We start from the raw sequence: 21,301 nt of genomic DNA, 5'->3' as shown, positions 1-21,301 counted from the left end.
TAGTCAAAAAATTAAAAGGAAGTCCTTATTCCCCATGTTTAGCTCCGTTTATAATCTGTAACAGCTCACAGAAAGAGGTCATCCTTAGTCCAGCGCTTTAGTTTTTCTAGGAGTCAAATCATTACTTATCTTAGTATGCAACACCGTCAAAATTTACAATAAAGACTTTTTCATTTGCTTCCAGTTCATTTCTTATCCTGATTGCTTCACTCTCTGGAATCCAATTTTTTGGTTCATTTCCAAAAGAAACATAACATATAGTTGTCATTTTCACCTGAAGATTATTTCTTTTCATCACATTAAGAAAATTTTCGTCTTCAAAACCTATTGAGGATACAACTATGTAATAATCCCCTTTTTTGATATCAGGAGGAAAATCAGGTTCAGGAATTTTTTCTCCTTTCTTAAATTCATCTACTACAGCTGTTTTTTTGTCTTTTTCTACTTTTGCATAGTTCCTTCCTGCACTAATGTCAGTATTGTAATCTATACTATAGTTTACAGGTATATTGGAATTTTCAAGAATAGTTTTAACTTCCTGCTCAGTAGTTCCATTTTCAAATTCAATAAATAAACCAGCTATCTGTTGTTCTTTAACAGGTGTTTCATTATCAATTGACATATTCGACTTAACGTGTGCAGGTGTAAACAGTACTGAGGGTACTACGATAATCAGAAAAGCAATAATAATGACAATAAACAATATTTTATAAATTGATTTTTTCATCATGAAAAATTTGCCACCTATACCTCCCGGGTATATATAGTTAAAATGGGTCCTGTAGAGTAAATTTGAACTCCATTAATTACTATTAAAACAAATTATATAAACTGTAAAGGTTTTAACCAGATTATTAAACTATCAAATTATATGCTTAATTTATGATTTCCTTTTAGCATAGTATTTCTTAATATTACCAGTCATTTGATATATTATGTATAACTCGCAGGAATAGTTGACTCTTTTGGAATAGTAGGAACAGTCAACAAATTCAAATATTCTGGTCTACGCATTATATAGAGGGAATTTCCACTCCGTTGATAAAAGAAATAGGATGTCTTTAAAATTCTAAAATTCTCCATTTATCCATTAAGTTTGATCAGTTGTTTTCTACCAAAACGCACATGAAATTCTTCTAATCATCTTCGAATCACAGGCACAAAGAAATGAAAGTACTTGAAAGAACTTTCATTCAAAACACACATGAAATTCTTCGAATAACAGGCACAAAGAAATGAAAGTACTTTTCACCTTACCCTTTTTGACTATCGATTTCGTCATTACCCTGAGGAGTAAGATTGTCCTAATTTTGGTTTTTCAAACCATCGTTAAACTAATCAGTAAATCAACTCATTAGAAAAAAAGTTCGTTGAATGAAAATTGAAAGTGAGAGATCTCCACTTAATTTGAAGAAGATACAAAAAAGAGTTAAATGAGAAAAGAATTGGAAAATGGTAAAAATTCATTCTTCCATTTTCTTTTTCTCAAAAGCCTCCTTTACAATTTTCAAGGCACAGAGATTCCCACACATCGAGCAGGTATCGCTTTCAGTTTTTCTGGCATCTCGGATTTTGCGGGCCCTGTTGCCATCGATTGCCAGTTCGAACTGTTTTTCCCAGTCAAGGTCCCTGCGGGCATATGCCATTGCCAGATCTTTTTCCCAGGCGCGTTCTCTCGGGCCTTCTTTTATAAGGTCAATAGTGTGGGCTGCAACCTTTGTTACAAGAAGGCCTTCTTTTATATCCTCAAGGGCTGGAAGGGCAAGGTGTTCCGAAGGAGTTACCATGCAGAGGAAATCTGTGCCGTGCATCCCTGCAACTGCTCCTCCGATAGCGCCTGTAATGTGATCAAAGCCGGGAGCAATATCAGTCACAAGCGGGCCCAGAAGGTAGAGAGGAGCACCATTACAGAGCTCTTTCATGCCCCTAACGCTGAGTTCGATTTCGTTTAAAGGCACATGGCCCGGACCTTCTACAAAAGTCTGGACATCGACAGCTCTTGCCCGCTTTACGAGTTCACCGAGCGTGATAAACTCCATAAACTTCGGGCGGTCAGAGGCATCGGCAATACAGCCTGGACGCATGCCGTCTCCAAGGCTCAGGGTCATATCATATTCTTTTGCGATTTCAAGGAGATAATCAAATTCGGCATAGAAGGGGTTGTCTTCTCCGTTATGCAGCATCCAGGCAAGGGTAAAAGAGCCTCCACGGCTCACGACATTCATGATCCTGTCGCTCTGGCGCAGCCGTTCAAGTGAGTTTAAATTAACTCCGGCATGAACGGTAACAAAGTCAACTCCCTGTTCGGCATGTTTCCGGACGGCATTGAACATATCATCCGAAGTCATTTCCACAACAACTTTCCTGGAAGCTGCAGCCTGGTAGATTGGGACCGTTCCGACTGGAATGTTAACAGATTTCAGGATTTGAGTGCGAATTTCGTCCAGATTTCCGCCTGTAGAAAGGTCCATTACGGCATGAGCGCCGAAAGTTTCTGCGGCCTTTGCTTTTTCGATTTCGGCATCAATGTCTATATAGTCTCTCGATGTCCCGATATTGGCATTGATCTTTGTGCTCATATACTTGCCAATACCTATAGGAAGGGTCTCTCGCCTGTTATTTACAGGGATAGTGATTAGCCCTTTTGCCACGCAGGAGCGGACAGTCTCAGGGTCAATTCCTTCAGCTTTTGCCACGGCTTCTATAGAGGGTGTGATGATTCCCTTCTTCGCATCTTCCATCAGTGTCATTGTTACTCCAGACTGCAGGTTAATGAAAAATTATAATATTATATTAATTAACAGATCTCGATGAAAACATTTCAAATAACAGCAATATCATTGACTGCAACTAACCGACATTTCATAAGCATATTATAAGGTTGACCAGAATAATAAGGATAAAGATAAATCCGGTACTTATATCTTGCAGACTAGAACAGACAACTCATATATATCTTTTCATGTCTGGTAAGTCATATAATATGTATAAGCAGTCAAATATATAAATAATGTGTGTATATTATTCAGAGCATGCACAGAAAGAAAACCACGGAAACTGTTTTTAAAGTAAAGGCTTTTACAGCTTACCGGTATAATTGAACCTGATCAGTAAAATAATTGAATCTAACAAGTAAAATAATTGAATTCGACCAGTAAAATAATTGAACCTGAACAGTAAAATAATTGAATTCGACCAGTAAAATAATTGAATCTGACCAGTAAACTAATTGAACTTACCAGTAAGATTAAGCCGATGCACATAAAAGAAACGAGAAAAAAGAAGGAAAATCTTTCAGGTGCATTTCCTAATTCACTTAATTATGTGTTTCAATTAGCTTCATTATGCGTTTCCGTACACACATTTCTTATTAATACTATTTTAGATCCCAATATAATCTCAAGAACGGAATCAGGGTATTTTATATGACAGTTGTCGCATTTGCAGAAAAGAATAAGGCAGCATCCCAGATTGCCAGCATTCTGGGCGAGGGGGAAGTTGAGAGGATAACAGTTGAAGGGCTGCCAGCATATGAATTTAAGTGGAAAGGTGAAGAGTGGCTGGTAATGGGACTTTCCGGGCATATTATGAATTATGACTTTCCGGAGCAATATAACAAATGGAATGAAGTCAATCCGGGTGTGCTTCTTGGAGTCGACCCGCAAAAACTTGTAACGCGAGCTGAATACGCTGCTGCAGTAAAAAATCTGGCAAAAAGAGCAAACAAGATCGTCCTTGCCTGCGACTATGACAGGGAAGGAGAAAACATAGGATTTGAAGCCAAGACACTTGCAGAAGAAGTAACAAATGTGCCGGTTGAAAGGGCACGTTTTTCGTCTCTCTCCCCAAAGGAGGTAAAAAAAGCTTTTGAAAGCCTGATAGACCCGGACTACAACATGGCAATGGCTGCAGAAGCCAGACAGATTCTGGACCTTAAAATGGGAGCAGCTTTCACTCGCTTTGTCACGCTTTCGGTCAGGGAAAGAGCAAGAACAAAGGACATACTTTCTATCGGCCCCTGCCAGACGCCTACCTGCGGGTTTGTATACGAAAGAGAAAAGACAATCCGGGCTTTTCAGGCAAAGGACTTCTGGAAGATAACAGCGATTTTCTCGGCAGAAAGTGGAAAAGAAAGAGAAAAAGAAGGAGGAAAAGAAGGGGGAAAAGAAGGGGGAAAAGAAGGAGAAATAAAAGGAGGAGACTTCGAAGGCACTCACAGGGCAGGAAATATTCATGACAAAGAAAAAGCCGCGGAGATCTTCAAACGGCTGAAAGGGGCAAAAGAAGGGTTAATTGCAAAAAAGACCGTAAAAGAAACAAAAACCAGCCCTCCTAATCCCTTAAATACTACAGAATTCCTTAAAAGGGCCTCCAAGTTCCTCGGAATAAGCCCGGAGCTTGCCCTTGAGGTTGCAGAACAGCTTTACCTTGCAGGGTTTACCAGCTACCCCAGGACCGAGACAAACAAATACGCAGACGACTTTGATTTCAAGTCCCTTGTCTTTGATTTTGCACGCCAGAAGGAATACAGGCCTTTTGCAGAGTCTATCCTTATAGCTCCAATTGTCCCGAAAAACGGGGAAAAAGATGCACACGACCACCCTCCGATCCACCCGATAAGAGCGGCTTCAAGAGGAGAGGTTAGCTCTGCAGTAAATATCCCTCAGGCACCTGAAGTCTATGACCTTATAGCAAGGCATTTTCTGGCAAACCTTATGCCTGCAGCCGTTTTCGAAAAAACGCATCTCCATTTGCTCGTACATGAGGAACCTTTTGACTCATCAGGGACCGTGCTCAAGGATTCGGGATGGCTCGAAGTCTATCCTTTCGAAAATAAAAAGGATAAACTTCTCCCGTTTGTAGAAGAAGGCCAGAAAGTGGGCATAAAAAAGCTCAGCAATACAAAGTCCAAAACCAGCCCGCCAAAGAAACTGACCGAAGCCGAACTTTTGACCCTTATGGACAAAAACGGAATCGGGACAAAGGCAACAGCTCCCACCCATATTGAAACAAACAAGAAGCGAGGGTATCTTGAGACAAAGGGAAAAACCATCTCTATTCTGGATACAGGCTTTACCCTTATGGATGGTCTCTCTCTGACCGTTCCGATTCTAGTAAAGCCGGAAATAAGGGCAAAGATCGAGGCTCTTATTCAGGAAGTAGAAGACGGAAAAAAAGAGTTTGAAACTGCCCTTGACGAAGGCACAGCCCTGATCAAGGAGATGTACGCCCAGCTTGAAGCAAACAAAAAGGAGCTGACTTCAAGCATAGCAGGCACGATTAAGGATGAAGCTGCCCTTGAAGACAAGAAAAACTACATAGGAACCTGTAAAGTTTGCGGGCACGTACTCAGGATTGTGCAGACTGACTCAGGCCGCTTTGTGGGCTGCACAGGTTATCCCGATTGCAGAAATTCTTATCCTCTGCCAAAAGCCGGGGCTTTGACCGTACTCAGGAGCAAGGAATGTAAAAAGGAAGGAGTAGCTGTCCTGAAAGTAGGAAATAAGTATAACTGGGCTGTGGGCATAGGCCCCTGCTTTACCTGCGACCTTGAAAAAGAATGCTATCCCCCAGAAACGGTCGGCTCCTGCCCTGAATGTGACGGAAATATGTTCCTGATCACCTTTAAAGACACCCGATTCCTGGGCTGCACGAAACGCTGCGGATATACTCATTCAGTCCCAAAAACCGGAAAACTGACCCTGCTTGACAGAACCTGTGAAACCTGCGGTTGGAAGCTGTTCAGGTTGAAAGAAGAAGACGACAGCCCTGAGAAAGAGTTCTGTGTAAACCGGCGCTGTCCGGAAGGCAGAAAATACTGGAAAAAACCAGGCAAAGGAGCCGAAACAAGGATCAGGGAAAAGGCTTCGGTACGCCGTCCTGCAGCAAGTTCAGCAGCAAAACCGGCAGCGAGTTCAGAGACAAGTTCAGCAGCAAGCCTGTCAACAAGCTTGCCATCAAGCCCAATAACAGAAAAAACTTCAAAAGTATCGGCTGCGGGCCTGAAAAAGAGTAAGTAAAACAGTAAGAGAGAGAAACTCGTATACTAAAGAAACTAAGAAAATAGATAAGAAAATAGATAAGAAAATCCTTTCGGATTTTCCCCTGCTTCTTGGTATTGAACCAGAACGAAATTACGCTGCTGCAGGTTCGGGTGCAGCGGATGTAGCAGGTGCAGGTGCTGCTTCAACCTGGGTTTTGCGGATTTCGACCCTGCGGAGCGGGTAGATGAACTTGGCCTGCCTGTAAATGGCTGCTGAGAGCCTGCCAAGGATTGCTTCCTGCATAAAGGTCTCGAAATCGGCTTCTGATGCACGCTTTTTGACGATTTCGACCATCATTTCTCTGATGGCTTTGATCTGGCTTGAACGTGCTCTTTTGATGGTGAAGCAGGTAGGCTTTACACGGATGACATAGCCGTCTTTGGTTTTAACATCGATATTTGCGTCAATCCTGGAGGTCTGTCTCTTCACGATTGAGCGAATATAGTCGGTTGTAAGTTCGTGGCCCATGAGGTCAGTAGTTGCAACGTCTCCTACGACATTGTTGATCCTGAGGATGACCTTAGTGTTATTCTTGGTCATATCGTTGGTAAGTTCCCCAACAGTGGTTTCAATATTGCGTCCTACAAGAAGAGAAGGATCTCCTGCCATAGTGTTACCGACAATAGCTCTGTTTAAGTAAGCAGGAGCTTCAATATTATACCATTCCTTGGATTTCCATCCGTCAAGCTTTCTCTGTACTTTCTTTCTTGCCAAGTGATTCCTCCGAAGTAATATTCCTTTTATGATTTTGTATTATTTCTAGTACTTAGTTGAATTTTCTATGCTGCTGGTTTATCCTGCGGCCCTCAAGCCTTTCAGTTTCTTATTCCGGATGCTCGGGTGAGCTTTTTCCTTAATCAATGAGCATGAATGACCTTCAGCGCTTTTGCACAGACTTTGCGCTGCCAGGCGCAGTTTGTGGTGCTTTTTGCACTAGCGTTTCCCTTTCAAGATGAAACTTCCGAGCTTCAATAGGCTTCCGAACCTGGACCCGTCCCCTATATTCCGGCAACTACAGGCTCCTGATAATCAAAAAATATGATCCGGAAAATCGCCAGAAGATCTCAGAAATTAGCGGCATCTAACTAGTTAATGGCTCACTATACATATCATATCAGTATATAAACAAATCGGTTAGAAACACTTTCTGCCTATCTGCTAAAAAGAGAAAATAAAAAAGTTTGAAGAAAAAGTTTAAGAAAAGTTTGAAGAAAGTTTAGGGAAGAAAGTTTGAAGAAAAATTAGGGAAAAAAGTTTGAAGAAAACTGTAAGGAAAAAAGTTTGAAGAAAACTGTAAGGAAAAAAGTTTGAAGAAAACTGTAAGGAAAAAAGTTTGAAGAAAACTCTAAGGAAAAAAATTTGAAGAAAAGTTTGAAGAAAAATTTGGGAAAAATTAAAGAAAAGTTTAAAGGAAACGGATGCCATTTGGCATTTCGCCTACTCTCTTTCTGAACTCCTCAGGCCAATTTGCAGGGTCAAGCCCTTTCTGCGCAAGGAAGACCGCAGCCCATCTTTCAAGCCCGACTCCGGAACAGCCAGACCAGAGTTCTTCTCCGGACTGAAGTTTCACATTGAAGCCTTTGGGATACTTGTCTCCGTTGATGCTCACATTCTGGAACTCGAGCCATTCTCCATCCGGCCCACGGTAAGGCAGGCAGGCTTCGTAATCGGTGGTCCCTACAGTGTTTTCTTCGGCAAGACCGAGAAGCCCTTCCTGTGCCATGAACCAGGGGGTAACTCTTGCTTTTCTCCACTCGATGTCCAGGATGTCGTTGAAGATATGCATATAGCGATCATGCAGTTCTTCTGCGCACTTTATTACTCCTTCCTTTGTCCCGATCCAGACGATTTCAATCCTGTGGAACTCATCGACCCTTTCGATTCCGTGAATTCCGCCACTCTCATACCTGTGGGAGGTTCCGGACCTGTCAAAGACCTTTACAGGAATTTCCTCGTTTGGAAGAGTTTCCCCTGCTACGTACATCCAGAAAGGCGGACACTGAGCATAGCACATGCCTCCGATTGGCTCTGCGATTTTTTCTTTGATAAGTTTTGTGGGCACTTCATGGGTAACCTTGTAGTAATCGGCAACCTCTTCCCAGTAATCGGGATCTCTTGTCTGCGGAGGACATATATAATATATTTCGGGGTAGACACCCTTTGCATGCCCGGACTTCATCCAGACTTCCCAGGTAACAAGTTTCGGGAAAATCATTTCCCTGTATCCTAAAGGTTCGAGAAGTTCTTCAAGGACAATTTTTTCGAAAGTCCGGAAGATCCTTGTGGACTGTGGACCGTGGATCCACTGCCCACGGCTTGAACCTCGCTTGAGCCAGCCTTCTTTCATCATGGCCTGGGTAGGGTCTTCCTTGAAGGGATGCTCCATTGGCTCTCTCTGCCAGAGCAGATTCCAGTGCTCGGCCTTTGCCCCGTACTGGGCAGCCTCGATTTTCTCTTCAAGAAGAGTGAGAATCCTGTCCGGCACTCGGTTCTTCATCTCAGCTTCTCCGACCTCAAGCTCGAGCTCAATCCCGCCTTCAATGTTTTCCATACTTTTGATATAAGGCACTTTGAGCATCCGGAGCTCATGGTCAGCCGGCATCCTAATGATGAAAGACTCAACCTCAATTCCACGAATCCCTATCTTGAATTTCTTACCTAGTGCCTCAGAGAGCTGTTTCCTCAGCCGGAAAATTGCATCGTGCACTCTAACATACCCGCCGGACTGGAGCGAAAGCTCGATCCTGTCCTCCCCGAGCTTCCATTCCGTAACCTTTGCTCCCTGTCCTTCAGGCGCCCCTCGGGTGAGAAGGGTACCGTTTGCCTCTTCAAAAAGCGCAGCTATAACATCCTTTGCAGGAGTAGGGTCTGCACTTGTTTTAAAGTAAGCTTTAAGATTGAACTGTAATTTCAAAGTTTGAGCCTCTTTTATCTGGTATGGAATAAGGTATTGTGAATAGAGGTAATGACGTAAACAGAGTCTAAAATTCTTTTTCTGATATAAATGCTTATTCTATAGCGAATATTTATAACTCGGATGAGAAGATCAATTATTAATGCATTATAATTATACTTTGATAGTATATACCTTAAGTTCAGACGCAGAATAGGGCATATCGAATAGGGCAATATGTCTATTATCCGATTTCTGGAGATGAAACTTTAACCTCGCGACTGGAATGAATTAACCAAAAACTTGACCCCGGCTACGTTTACGGTCATGTAGTGACCGGTCTTTCCGAAAAATGGAAGCGGAAAAAGAAGTACAAATTTGTAATACAGCAGATTATATATTATGCAAAGGACACAGTACTTTATACGCGGAAAGATCACTCAAACGTAGATTAACGTAAAAGTGGGTAGAAACAAACATTGTGGGATACAGAGGAACATATATGGATGTTAACCAGATCCGGCTCCTTATCTTAGAAAAAAAGGACGAAATAAAAGAAGAGTTCAAAGCTGAAGTCCTGGGAGTTTTCGGTTCGTACGCACGTGGCGAAGAAAAAAAAGAAAGTGATATTGATGTCCTTGTGAGGTTTGGAGAAGGAGCTACCCTCTTACACCTTGTGGGACTTGGATATTATCTTGAGGACTTATTTGGAGTTCCAGTTGATGTTGTTTCAGAGAGAGCTCTCCACCCGATGATGAAAGATGACGTGTTAAAAGAGCTGGTACCGGTATGAGATCCCCTCTCCTTTATCTTTCCGAGATAATGTCCGCTGCTGTAGCTATACAAGATTTCACTGAGGGAATGGGCAGAGAAACTTTTCTGAATGATGAGAAAACAAAAAGCGCAGTTGTCCGCCAGTTAGAGATAATAGGTGAAGCTGCAAAAGCTGTTCCTGCAGATATAAGGGCTTTAGCTCCTGATATAGATTGGAGAAATATATCAGGTATGCGAGATAGAATAATACACGCCTATTTTAATGTGGATTATAGCCTTGTATGGGATACCATAGTAAGTGATGTTCCAGTGCTTGAAAGCAGAATTAAAATGTTAGTTAACGAGTTAAAGAAATAATTGAATATGTTTTTCTCCCTATGGTCTCAAGAAATGCAATGATTCTCTACTCTGCATAGAAGCATACTACACTCCGGAAGTTTCAAGAAAAATTGACATAGTTATAAAAAAGTTCCATGAGTCCAAACTTCTCCTGCATCCTTTAGCTGCCGGGGAGTTGAGTTTTGAAGAAATTGTTGATTGATATCGCGTTTACTTTTTATTCTTGACCTTATCCGAAAAGTTGATTGAAAGCAAAGTAAAAAAGAGAAAAGAAGAAGAGAATTAATAAATCGTTAAAAATACTCAATCTGCAGGCCAACTCCAACTTCTTTAAGCCTGCAAACCTTTGAAAGCTCGATTTTTGAGTTTAAGTCCGTACAGTGGCAGGCATGCACGCAGCCGGGATCAAGTTTTTTAAGGTATTCAAGGGTCCCACGCATCCGTTCTTCTGAGGGTTCCAGAAGATGAAAGCCACCTACTATATCAAGGACCCTGCTGTCTCCACAGACTTCTTTTGCATATTCGGTAATATTGCAGATCCCGGAGTGGGAACAGCCCGTGATGATTACGAGCCCTGCTTCTGCCCTGTATACGAGTGCCGTGTCATCCGGAAGGAGGTCTGGAATTTTGTTCCCCTCGCTGTCCTGCACATATCCGACAGCTGTCTCTGCCTCAAAAGTGAATTTCCTGGGGATTTCCTCAAGGAAAACGAGCTTCTCGCTCAGCCAGAGGGGAGTACTTGAGAGCTGTAGCCTGAAGTGTTCTGAAAGCTTTTTGGGAGTGAACAGACTTCCGATTTCCCCTATCTCTTCAGTTTTTTTGCTTTCGAAGGCCAGGGGATGGGCAATGAGAACCGGAGGTCTGCTGGGAAGCCTTTCTATCCCTGCTTCTGTGAATAAACGTACCAGATGTTCGAGTCCCCAGGTGTGGTCCAGGTGCCCGTGGGATAGGACCAGATAATCAAGGTCCAGAAGTGAAAGCCCCATTTTCCGGGCATTTGTAAGGAAGATATCCGAATACCCGGTATCAAAAAGAACTCGTATGCCTGAATCCTCCAGCAGAAAAGACAAACCGGGCTCGGCAAAGAAATACCTGTCAATAAGGGTGTTATTATCAACAAGGACGGTGAGTTTCATAAAGTGTTTATTTTGCCTGCGGGGTATAATAGTATTATTATCAAATACTTGAAAAAATATTGAGAGTTGAGTTTAGGAATGATAAAAATATAACTTCAAATTTGCAGTTCAGAAATTGATCCATACTTTCATTATCTCAATAATGATTCTTGGCAACAAATACCTTGGTATTATACTTAAATCATTCCTTAGTACTGCACGTGGTTCTGTGGGAAAATAAGGAAATCATTAAAGATAAAAGGAATTCTTTATAAAAAGAAAAAGCGGCTTCTTCTAAATTATTTTATCGGTGGTCTGTTATTCCAGTTATAGCTTCGCTGCTTTCTCCATAGCCTCCAAAACTTTCATGGTTATCTATTGGATCTTCCGAAATTACCTATTGAAATATATGACTTTACATATTGTAAATAACACAATTAATTCGGAAAATACAAGATTTTTCGCAAGACATATTTAGGATAACATACTTATTTCTATAAACAAGTGATTATTTTTAAGTATTTTTGGAGGATAAAATGGAGAAGATACATTTTTCAAACAACTTTTTTCTTCATCCTCAATTCAAAGAAAAAGTGGAGTCCATAAAAAGAGATATTGATTTGCCACAAATACCTATTTCTCCAAACATCGTAAAAGATGACTACCACTCTAGTTCGGGAAAACTAACTCTAGAAGAGGAATTTAACAATATTGCTTTAGATGCTTTGAAAGGAAAGAATCTTATTAATCAGTATATGTTTTTAGGTTACGATGAGTCTTTTGATGTATTTCAAGTTTTAGAGGGTACTGGATACCTAACATGTCACTCTCTCATAATGATAGATGACGACGATTACTTAGCATCCACATGTTTATCTTTTAACTTTTACACTCGTTCAAAGCTTCTATTAGAAAAAAATAGTGATTTAAAAGATGCTAATGTTGTTCAAACAGCTGATGTCGAATCTATGGATAATGAAGACAAGATAGAAGTTGTATTTAAACGAGATTACGCAAGCGATAGAAATAAGTTTATCTTATCGAACGTACCAGAGAACTGTATCCTTTTCATCGACGGTCCTTTCGTTGGAAAACAAATGACTGGATTCAATATTAAGTTGAATGCGGAATTATTGCGAAAACACATCATTCCAATATTTGTTGTAAAAAATAGCTCGAGTAATCTCGTTACTGACAATACCCTGGAATTGAATGGAAAGTTTAATTCAGATATGCATTGGGCACATAACTATTTAGGTATAGGCCAAAGAACTAATTTTTTTAGGTATACCGATCAAGTGGTCCCTGAAAACTCCAAAGTATTCTGTTACATAAAACCTTTTCAGGCATCACCCCAAAGAATCGAATTTCATCCTACAACCTACTATATACACAAGGAATTAGTAACCCAGTTAATGGATGTCATATTTTATTTCTATTTAATTCAAGGTGAAACCAAAAACTCTCAAATAAGACCAATTGTAATTGCTGAAAAGTTTGCACGTGAAAACAAGAAAATGTATAATTTGAACAAAATTATGTTGGAATCCACATTTCAACCGACTATGAATCAAGCGAGAGGATTTAGGTGAGAAAATGACATGGATTGTGGTAGCTCCTGACAGGGATAATAGATATAAACTTGTTTCCAAAAGAGGGACATCTGGCCTTCTTCCAAAAGGTTCTTATTTAACTATAATTGACACTGATAATGAAAATAAACCTCTTTTTGTTTTACAAGTTGAGGAAAGCAGTCAAGAGTATCCATATAGTCCTTCACCAATGACTGTGGACATGGATTTAGGAAAAATAAAAGCTGATTTAAAATGGCAAAATATAATATCTGCACGTGTTATTAAAGATCTCAACGAGAGAACTGACGGTAAAGTAAATGTTGTTGATATCCTTTCAGTAGCAAGGCGTTCAAATCAGGATGAGATTGACATCGCTATGGGACATAATAAGTTGGATGAAAACACAAAAAGAGGTCCAAAGGTTTTTCTTGCAACAGTACACGGCAACAAAAATCAAGTTCTAGTAGATGATAACAACAATTTTTTGTACACTTATCTTCCAAGTGATTTATTTTTCTACCAGACTTTGGTATGTGGTAAAACAGGAAGCGGAAAAACAGTAGCTACTAAATATCTTGCACAACATTTCGTTGACAAGGGAGGAGCAGTCCTTGCAATAAATGTGAAAGATGTTGACTTTTTGAAAATGGATAAGCCTTCAAACCACTTGAACGAGGATATTAGAAAGGAGTGGAAATTTATTGGGGAAAAAGAACGCAAAGTCGATAATTTCAAAGTATATTATCCTGCGACAACTACTATCAAACCAACTCGAGGGGTAACACCAACTATAACACAATCAATTTCCTTAGATGTGCGTACAATAGAACCTGAAGCTCTCAACGGAATACTTCAATCCATTAGTGATATTGCAGCACAATATCTACCTGATATTTTCAGATATTGGCGTGAGGAAAGATATGAAACAAACGAAGCAAATGAAATAACTTTTAATAACTTTGTTAATTGGTTCACTGAAATTAACCAAAGAGAAGATGAAAGAAATCGTTTTCCAATAAGGTTTGCTAGAGGAGATTTTGGGATTGCACCTCTTGCTCCAGGAACAGCATCTAATATTTTGAGAAATTTAAATATCGCAAGAGCTTATTTTGACGATTCGCAAGCTTACAAATTGAGTGGAAAAGATATACTCCAGCATGGGATGATGTCTGTAATTGATTTAGAAGATGAAAAATCAAAAACATTTGGCTCTGTATTACTAAGACATTTACTTCATCAGATTGTTGATTTAAAAAGTTCTAACCGAAGTAATGTTCCTATTCTTATAATAATAGATGAAGTTCACCAATTTTATAATACCGAGAGTTCTAAAGAAGCACTTGGGGATTTAGATACCATTTGCCGCCAAGGTAGGAGTCAAGAAATTGGTGTAATTTTCTCTTCACAAAATCCTAGCGATATTCCAAGAGGGCTTTCTAACGTTATCAATACTAAAATTTTCTTTAAATCCGATTCAGGAATTGCTAGAACTCACGGAATTAATATCTCTGATAGTGAAATCCAAAATTTGGAAAAAGGTTTTGCTGTTGCAAATATCCATGAGATGTCGCAATTAAAAATGTTAAAGTTTCCATTGGCTTTTGCTGGTGTAATAAAGAGAGGGAGTTAAATGGATACAGATGTATCGATACTTTCGCTTTTATCTAAGCTTATAGATGACGACAAACAAGTCAAAGTGTTGCAATTAATTTCAGAGGGATATTTTGAGGAGGAGCTACTTGAAAAATTACTAGATGTGATGGAGGAGTAGTGTGCTAGAAGTAGAGTACGAGATTTTACGAAAAGAAGGGGAGAATCATCAGCGTATATTTAATACAGATCCGAAGCTAAGAAAAATAAATGGCAACGCCGTTTATATAAAAGCCCCTAATGCAAGAGGAAAAAGCACATTCTTAAATATCATTGCTCTTGCACTTTATGGAGACAGACTTGAAGATTCAGATTGTCGGATTTCTAAATCTCTTCGATCAGATATACAATATATGGCTTCACGTCAAAATCAAGATTATACTTTTAATCTAGTTCTCACAAGCAAAGACGGTAAAATCAAACTAATCTCATCTAAAGAAGATCCTGTTTCAAAAGACATCACAATTAAAGAAATAATCGACGACAAAGAAACGTATATCCCTTTGCAAACATTCAAAGAGAAATATTTTTTAGTATATGATATTCCTGAAGATCCTCTGAATCATATTACAGAAATATTAAGTGAAGTTAAGAACGAACAAAATAGATATCATTACAAAATATCTAATTTTAGAAATTATCTTGGGGAAGTGAAATCAGAAATTGCGCATTCAAGAAATGATCAAGAAATTGAAAGATTGAAATTTATTCTATCTGAGTATACTGATAAAGAAACAAAAATAAATGATGCAACTGAAGAGCTTCAAGAAGAAATCGGTATTTTGGAACTTTATTTGTCGCTGAGAGAATTTGAGAAGTATATTCAAAACTCACTATATTTAATGCAGGCTATTGATATAGAAAACAAAAATAAATCTAAAAATCGTACTAATGTAAAACGATTCAATACGCAATATGAAAATAAAAAAGAAAAAATTGTATCAAATATAAATAAAATAAAAAAATCAGTTTATAACTTAAGTTGCACTTTAGAACAGCTTTTTATCAATCGTGGTTTGGACGAAGTGAAACTGCATACAGACAAGATAAAAGCTATCAAGTGGGAAGAATGTATAAAAACATATACAGTAAACTCAAAAATATGTTCTGAGTTTCTATTCTTTAAGAAAAAAATAAATAATTATCTTGGAGAAAAAAATATCCGGGAATCTGGGAAGAAGGGCTCATTTTATCAGGAACTCATAAATGTATTTAAGCAATACAGGTCTATAGAAATCTCAATTCCCGGTTTTGATAAAAGTATAGACGAGTTTATACAACTACTTGAAAAGGAATATGATAATAACAAGACTTTTAAATATATTTATGATGATTTGCATACTTGTCTGGAGATAATATCTGAAACTGAATCGGAAATTGAAAATTTACAACAGGATTTAGAAAGTCTAAGAATGCTGTCTGACAAAAGAGATAGGTCATTACTTAAAAATGATGATGAAAAAATAGATAATAACATTGCTGGGATAAATCAAGAGCTTCAGCCTATAATCGAAAAAATAGATTACTACAAAAACTTAGCAAAGAAAAATAATATGGTTATCGATGAAAATTCGGACCCAGGAGAAATAATTAATAAAAGAGAACAAATCCTTGCTCAGTATCCAAAGTATAGTAATGTTTTCATGCAAGGTGAAGAATCTTTTATAATAGAAATCCAAAACAGGGGAAAAAAATTAGAAGAGCACAAAAGAAAACAAAATGAGATCCTAAATATAAAGGTACAAACGCAGGATAAATTAAAAACATTAGAAAGCAAAGAGCCTCACAAATATCATTCACACGCTACAAAGATTGATCGTCTAAGTAAGTTGATTGATACGCTTGACAAAAATTTTGCTAAGTATGATGAAATTATCAATAAGATATCCAAAGGAGATAAACTAAACTCAGAGATTGAAAAGCAATATAATGAAGCGATTTCACATTATTTTGCAAATAAAATACCAGAATTTCCTTATATTGACGAGTTCCTGAAACCAACTAAAATCGATTTTTTAAATAAATCGATATTGCTTGAAGATGGCAGGGAAATTGATATGAAAGACATCAGTACTGGTCAATCAATGAGTATGTATATTCAAGCAATACTAAATAGGCCAGAAGATGATAAAAGGAGAATGATTGTTATTTTTGATGAAGGTGCAACTATGGACTCTAATTCTCTTAAGCCTATCCAAAATATTCTTGCAAAACAAATCAAACAGAATAAAATATTAATGGCAGTTTTTGCAAAAGCTGTCGATAATGATTTAACGATTGAAGAGCTCTGTTGATGGTGCAATAATGTCAGAAGAATGCTTGTTGGTTTTGAAAGAGAGTTTTTATGATGAGCTGTCAAAAAAGATATCCAGCACGGCCAAAGTACATAAAGATTCTATTTTTTTGACCCTATTAAGAGAACGAAAAAATAATGTAATGCAGAACTTGGATAACTCTGCAGTTTTTTCCGAAAATGCAGATCCTCAAATTATTAATGAATTAATAGAAAGAGGATTCATTCGATGTGGAAATGATTTGTCTAAATATGTCATGACTGCGAAGGGTGTTTGGGAAGTAGAAAGGCGCTTAGATAAAATAAGTTTAACAAAGTTGATGGATGATATAGATGAATATAAATATGATATAAGCTGGGGAGAAAAGTTGACCGACAAGGAAAAAGTTGTTATTCTCTCTCTGATTGCCCTTCGATCTTTTCATGAAAAAACACCTCTTAATAGAAAAAATGGAAAAAAAGCCATTCAAAATATTCATGAAATTATTTTAAAGACAATAGAGTTCTTAAATAACTCAATAGAAGGCTTTAAGTACAGTATTCCTGACGAGACCAGAGAAAGCCCTGTTAATTCAGTTTTTGCCAGATTAGTTAATCTTCCCCAAAATACAAGAAGAATATACAAATTTAATGAAAAAGAAGGGAAAAGTTGGTTAGATATTTATGATGAAGAAAAAGGAATGATTTCTGAAGAGAAACTTAGTTATTTATTATGGAAAGTATTCGGTGGAAACCTCTCTTTTGAGGATCAAACTAAGATTGATTCTTTTTGCAATAATATATTATATACCCATAAAAACTATGTATACAGTTTAGAAGAATTAACCAATTTCATATTTGCTGATATTTGTTATCAAAACGCAATAAGTAATTCCTTATTCAAGATAGCAGAAAATAGTGCATTATGGGAAGAACTCGATAAAGCAAAAAAAAAGAAATGAAGATGAAGACGAAGATGAGTATGCGTTCTAGAGTGAGTTCTGTTTTAAGGTATCCAGGAGGAAAATCTAAAGCTTTAAAAACAATTTTGGATTTTGTACCTCCGCACTTTAAGAATTTTAGAGAACCTTTTGTGGGCGGCGGATCGGTATTTATTGCAATCAAACAAAAAATGCCGGATTGCACTAATTTCTCAATAAACGACATAAATTCTGACTTGTACTATTTCTGGAAGTTTTTACAAGAAGATGGGGAAATATTTAAAGACGCTGTAATTTCAATGAAAAATCAGTTCAACTCAGGTAAAGATCTTTTCAAATATTATAGAAATAAAACTTGTGAATGGAGTGAATTTGAGAGGGCAATTAGATTCTTCATTTTGAATAGGATCACATTCTCGGGACTTATTGATTCAGGAGGTTACTCTCAAGAATCGTATGACAAAAGATTTACATCTTCAATGATTGACAAACTAGTACCATTATCAAATCTGTTAAATGGCGTAAAGATTACAAACAATGATTATACTTATTTATTAAATAAACCCGGTGATAATGTCTTTATTTTCTTAGACCCTCCATATTTAACGTCAAAAAATTCAAAATTGTACGGGATAAATGGCAATTTGCACACCAGCTTTGACCATCAAAAATTTGCTGAAGATGTAAAAAAATGCAAACATAAGTGGCTTTTAACTTGTGATGATTCGCCTGAAATAAGAGACCTTTTTAGTTTTGCACATATAACTCCTTGGAATTTAGCATATGGAATGACTAATGTAAAAAAAGAAAAATTAAAAAGAGGGAGCGAGCTTTTGATCACAAACTATGATGTGTCTGAAAAAAATCGCACCAATACACTTGAAAAATTTGATCTGAAAGAACTAGAGTCTTCTACTGTAATCATATGAAATAATAATTCCACAATTTCAACTACTTATAAATATATAAAATACTTTCCGCAGACCTTCACTCCTCACCTCCTGCATAAAAACCTCAGTAAGCAAAACCCTCCCTCAACTCTCCCATTTTTCCTCTTATTTCTTCTCCTGCACCCTTAGAACATTCTCAAACTCCCCGATCCCGGCAAGTTCAAATGACCTCCTCCACATCAACCAGTTCCCCAACAGATATTTCCAGTAAATTTCAGAACCCCCTCCTTAAGCTTTTAACAAGTATCTTCTGAATTCCCGGTCGCTATCAAAAATTTTTCATTCAGGGGTCCGGTTTGAGAATTCCATGATTTTGGAAAAAACGGTAGGTGGGGAGAGAGGGAGCCGTACGTGCGAGAAATATATTTTTACAGAAATATCCAGACCGTTTTGACTTTTATTCGATTGTGAGCCAGCGTGAACATTAATAATTAATTTACCTCTAATTCACAGACCTCAAACTCAGTCAAGAAATTCCTGAACGTGGATTTTAGTCACAAATAATTTACCTGAGTAAATTTAAATGAGACGTAAAGAAACTGAAAATGTAAACTTTTAAAATCTCGCGCCATTGGTGCGAGAAATTTGCTACAAAACAAATGGAAATTATGCGTAAAGGCAGATACGACTGAATGCGCCTGTAAAAGTTTACATTTCGACCCCCCCTTAAAAATTAAACATAATTTATTTTTTTATCATATTGATTACGACATCAAATGGATTTTTTGTCAAAGTTTTTTTCAATAATATCTTTCAAATAATATCTTACATGAAAAAAACGGATCAAAAAGCAAAAACCAAAAAGCTTTCTCCTTCTGCAAAAGGTACTAAGAATTTTAAAAAAATATCCCACCTTTTAAATGCCAAAACTTTCTCCCAAAAAACGGAAACACCTTTCGTTTTAATCGTTTGCCGCGAGTTTCTTGACATACTCGGCTTTGACGAGATCATCAATGATAATGTTAGATGGGATAAAGATCAGTGGTCAGTTTCTCCTGCAACACTTGCAAGAAGTATCATTTTAACTCCCTTTTTAAGAAATGATAAAAGATGTCCTCTTTACCGCATTGAAGAAGCACTTGAAGGTCTTGACTTGAAGCTTCTTTTTGGTGGGAATTATCTACGTACTGATTTCAATGATGATCATCTTGCGAAATTACTGGATCGGATTGCTGAGGCAGGTAGTACTGGATTATTTAGCAGAATAGCAGCCAATTCTTATGTGAATTTCAAAATCCCTGTTAGCCATATACTTCATGCAGACACAACATCCCATGTATTTTACGGAGAATGTAAGGTCTGTGAACAGGAAGGTTATGAAGGGTTGAATGTAACTCATGGACACAGTAAAGACAAGCACCCTGAAATGAAGCAAATTATGACTGGAATGCTTGTAGATGAATATGGGATTCCAGTATATGAACAAACACTGGATGGAAATACTGCAGATAGTACCTGGTTTAAGAGTGCAATACAATATTTGCAGGGACTTTTTGGTGATAGTTGTGGTGGCTATACATTTATAGCAGATTCAAAACTGGTTAACAAAAAGAATATAGAGATTATATACGGAGATAAAGATCCAATAAGATTTATATCTCACTGTCCTTCCAATTTTAACTCTAAAATTGCTGAAAAAGCGATAAAAAAAGCTTATTTGCTGAATGATTGGGAATATCTTGGAATTTGTTGTGAAGATGAAAAATCAAAACGAGCTGCAAGATATGATGCTCAAGGTTTTGTGAAAACTATCTATAAAAATAAGCTTCGATTGGTTGTGATCAAGGGTGATGATGCGGAAAGCAAAGTAAAAAAGAGTATTGAAAAAGAGAAACAAGCGATTGTGGATGACGTAAAGAAGTCGTTTAAGGAACCATTTTCCTGTGAACCAGACGCAGAAAAAGAAATTGGTGCGTTCCTTAAGAAGCATAAAAACTCATTGCTTGACATTAAACTCAGTGTTGAAAAAATAGTCACAGAAAAAAGGTCGAGAGGAAGACCTTCTAAAGATCAAAAGCCTCCTACTATTATTGAAAAATTTGTAGTCAAGCTGGATAAATTGACCGAAAATGAGAAGCGTGTGGAAGAGTACAAACAGGACAAAGAATCCTTTGTTTTAATTACCAACATTCCAGCAGATGAAAAAAACAATAAGCAGATACTTCAGGATTACAAAAAACAAAGAGTTATCGAAGCCAATTTTGAAGAATTGAAAAAACCTACTATGGTATCTACCATTTTCCTAGAAAAACCTGAGCGTATTGATGCGTTGATGATGTTGCTTCATGTTTCACTGCTCATAAGGGTATTGATGAGGGTTATCACCAGAATGAACCTTAAAAATGAAAATGAGCCATCACTAATTGATTTTGCTGGAAGACCTTTAGTGAATCCTACTGCGGATAAATTGTTAAGGTTATTTTCACTGCATAGTGTTGTCACTGTAGGGGATGAACATATTATTTATTCAAAGTCTGGGAAAGCAGATCATCTGTGCAAGTTGTTAGAGCTGTTGGGACTTCACTCAGAAACAGGATAATCCCCTTAGTTGTAAAGCACGTAGAACATAAAAATCAAATTCCATAGCTGAAGCTATGGAATTTTGGGTTGAATTCAATAGAGGGAAGATGAACTAATGAATATTTTCAACCAATTAGAATCCAAAAAGGGGCAAATACTACAAAGTCTACGAAAATTCGGTGGAAAAATTAAAAGGGGGTCGAAATGTAAATAAAAGAGAAAGATAGAA

The 21,301-nt window shown here is 37.7% G+C and carries 15 protein-coding genes; 10 read left to right on the top strand and 5 right to left on the bottom strand.

The genetic code is table 11. The features are described from left to right. Nucleotides 1-130 precede the first annotated feature (130 nt). Together MSVAZ_RS13070 and thiC are read right to left on the bottom strand one after the other, a co-directional pair. Nucleotides 131-730: a UPF0228 family protein gene (locus MSVAZ_RS13070; protein WP_052727979.1), complete on the bottom strand. Its 600-nt coding sequence runs from the start codon at nt 728-730 to the stop codon at nt 131-133. A 733-nt stretch (nt 731-1,463) separates the two neighbouring features. Further along, entirely contained in the window at nt 1,464-2,750 is a 1,287-nt protein-coding gene (gene thiC, locus MSVAZ_RS13065) for a phosphomethylpyrimidine synthase ThiC (protein ID WP_048121619.1), read from the bottom strand. 675 nt (nt 2,751-3,425) lie between these two features. Between thiC and MSVAZ_RS13060 the strand changes: the two genes are divergently transcribed. Then, nucleotides 3,426-6,020, top strand: a complete 2,595-nt coding sequence (locus MSVAZ_RS13060) for a DNA topoisomerase I (RefSeq protein WP_048121617.1) — start codon at nt 3,426-3,428, stop codon at nt 6,018-6,020. A gap of 114 nt (nt 6,021-6,134) precedes the next feature. Here MSVAZ_RS13060 and MSVAZ_RS13055 read toward each other — a convergent pair whose 3' ends face one another. Both MSVAZ_RS13055 and MSVAZ_RS13045 read right to left on the bottom strand, forming a co-directional pair. Next, on the bottom strand, nt 6,135-6,758 hold the full coding sequence (locus tag MSVAZ_RS13055; protein WP_048121615.1) for a 30S ribosomal protein S3ae: 624 nt from the start codon (nt 6,756-6,758) through the stop codon (nt 6,135-6,137). Between the two features lie 691 nt (nt 6,759-7,449). After that, nucleotides 7,450-8,958, bottom strand: coding sequence for a serine--tRNA ligase (locus tag MSVAZ_RS13045; protein WP_048121607.1), 1,509 nt, complete (start codon nt 8,956-8,958; stop codon nt 7,450-7,452). 481 nt (nt 8,959-9,439) lie between these two features. On the opposite strand from MSVAZ_RS13045, the gene MSVAZ_RS13040 reads away from it, so the two are divergent. Then, nucleotides 9,440-9,730, top strand: a complete 291-nt coding sequence (locus MSVAZ_RS13040; protein ID WP_048121605.1) for a nucleotidyltransferase family protein — start codon at nt 9,440-9,442, stop codon at nt 9,728-9,730. Further along, nucleotides 9,727-10,068 carry a HepT-like ribonuclease domain-containing protein gene (locus tag MSVAZ_RS13035; protein ID WP_048121603.1) on the top strand — a complete coding sequence of 114 codons (342 nt, stop codon included), beginning with the start codon at nt 9,727-9,729 and terminating at the stop codon, nt 10,066-10,068. Before MSVAZ_RS13040 ends, MSVAZ_RS13035 begins: the two co-directional genes overlap by 4 nt. Before the next feature lie 275 nt (nt 10,069-10,343). Here the strand turns inward: MSVAZ_RS13035 and MSVAZ_RS13030 are convergent, their stop codons facing one another. Further along, nucleotides 10,344-11,186 carry an MBL fold metallo-hydrolase gene (locus tag MSVAZ_RS13030; RefSeq protein WP_048121601.1) on the bottom strand — a complete coding sequence of 281 codons (843 nt, stop codon included), beginning with the start codon at nt 11,184-11,186 and terminating at the stop codon, nt 10,344-10,346. A gap of 515 nt (nt 11,187-11,701) precedes the next feature. On the opposite strand from MSVAZ_RS13030, the gene MSVAZ_RS13025 reads away from it, so the two are divergent. The 7 genes from MSVAZ_RS13025 to MSVAZ_RS13000 all read left to right on the top strand — a co-directional run bounded on the left by MSVAZ_RS13025 (nt 11,702) and on the right by MSVAZ_RS13000 (nt 21,091). Beyond that, nucleotides 11,702-12,757, top strand: coding sequence for a hypothetical protein (locus MSVAZ_RS13025; protein ID WP_048121598.1), 1,056 nt, complete (start codon nt 11,702-11,704; stop codon nt 12,755-12,757). A 4-nt stretch (nt 12,758-12,761) separates the two neighbouring features. Then, entirely contained in the window at nt 12,762-14,369 is a 1,608-nt protein-coding gene (locus tag MSVAZ_RS13020; protein ID WP_048121596.1) for an ATP-binding protein, read from the top strand. Beyond that, on the top strand, nt 14,370-14,510 hold the full coding sequence (locus tag MSVAZ_RS20475; protein WP_157206090.1) for a hypothetical protein: 141 nt from the start codon (nt 14,370-14,372) through the stop codon (nt 14,508-14,510). Between the two features lies 1 nt (nt 14,511). Continuing rightward, complete coding sequence (locus MSVAZ_RS13015) at nt 14,512-16,683, top strand: hypothetical protein (RefSeq protein ID WP_048121594.1); 2,172 nt, start codon at nt 14,512-14,514, stop codon at nt 16,681-16,683. Nucleotides 16,684-16,693: 10 nt separating this feature from the next. Continuing rightward, a complete protein-coding gene (locus tag MSVAZ_RS13010) occupies nt 16,694-17,623 on the top strand; it encodes a hypothetical protein (RefSeq protein WP_048121592.1) in 930 nt (309 codons plus the stop codon). Between the two features lie 2 nt (nt 17,624-17,625). Further along, on the top strand, nt 17,626-18,531 hold the full coding sequence (locus tag MSVAZ_RS13005) for a DNA adenine methylase (RefSeq protein WP_232316094.1): 906 nt from the start codon (nt 17,626-17,628) through the stop codon (nt 18,529-18,531). Nucleotides 18,532-19,321: 790 nt separating this feature from the next. Next, a complete protein-coding gene (locus MSVAZ_RS13000; protein WP_048119006.1) occupies nt 19,322-21,091 on the top strand; it encodes an IS1634 family transposase in 1,770 nt (589 codons plus the stop codon). Nucleotides 21,092-21,301: the final 210 nt, after the last annotated feature.

Origin of the sequence: Methanosarcina vacuolata Z-761, assembly GCF_000969905.1 — an archaeon.
Classification (GTDB): domain Archaea; phylum Halobacteriota; class Methanosarcinia; order Methanosarcinales; family Methanosarcinaceae; genus Methanosarcina; species Methanosarcina vacuolata.
The sequence above is the reverse complement of the archived record's forward strand: the minus strand, read 5'-3'. Positions and strand labels throughout refer to the sequence as shown.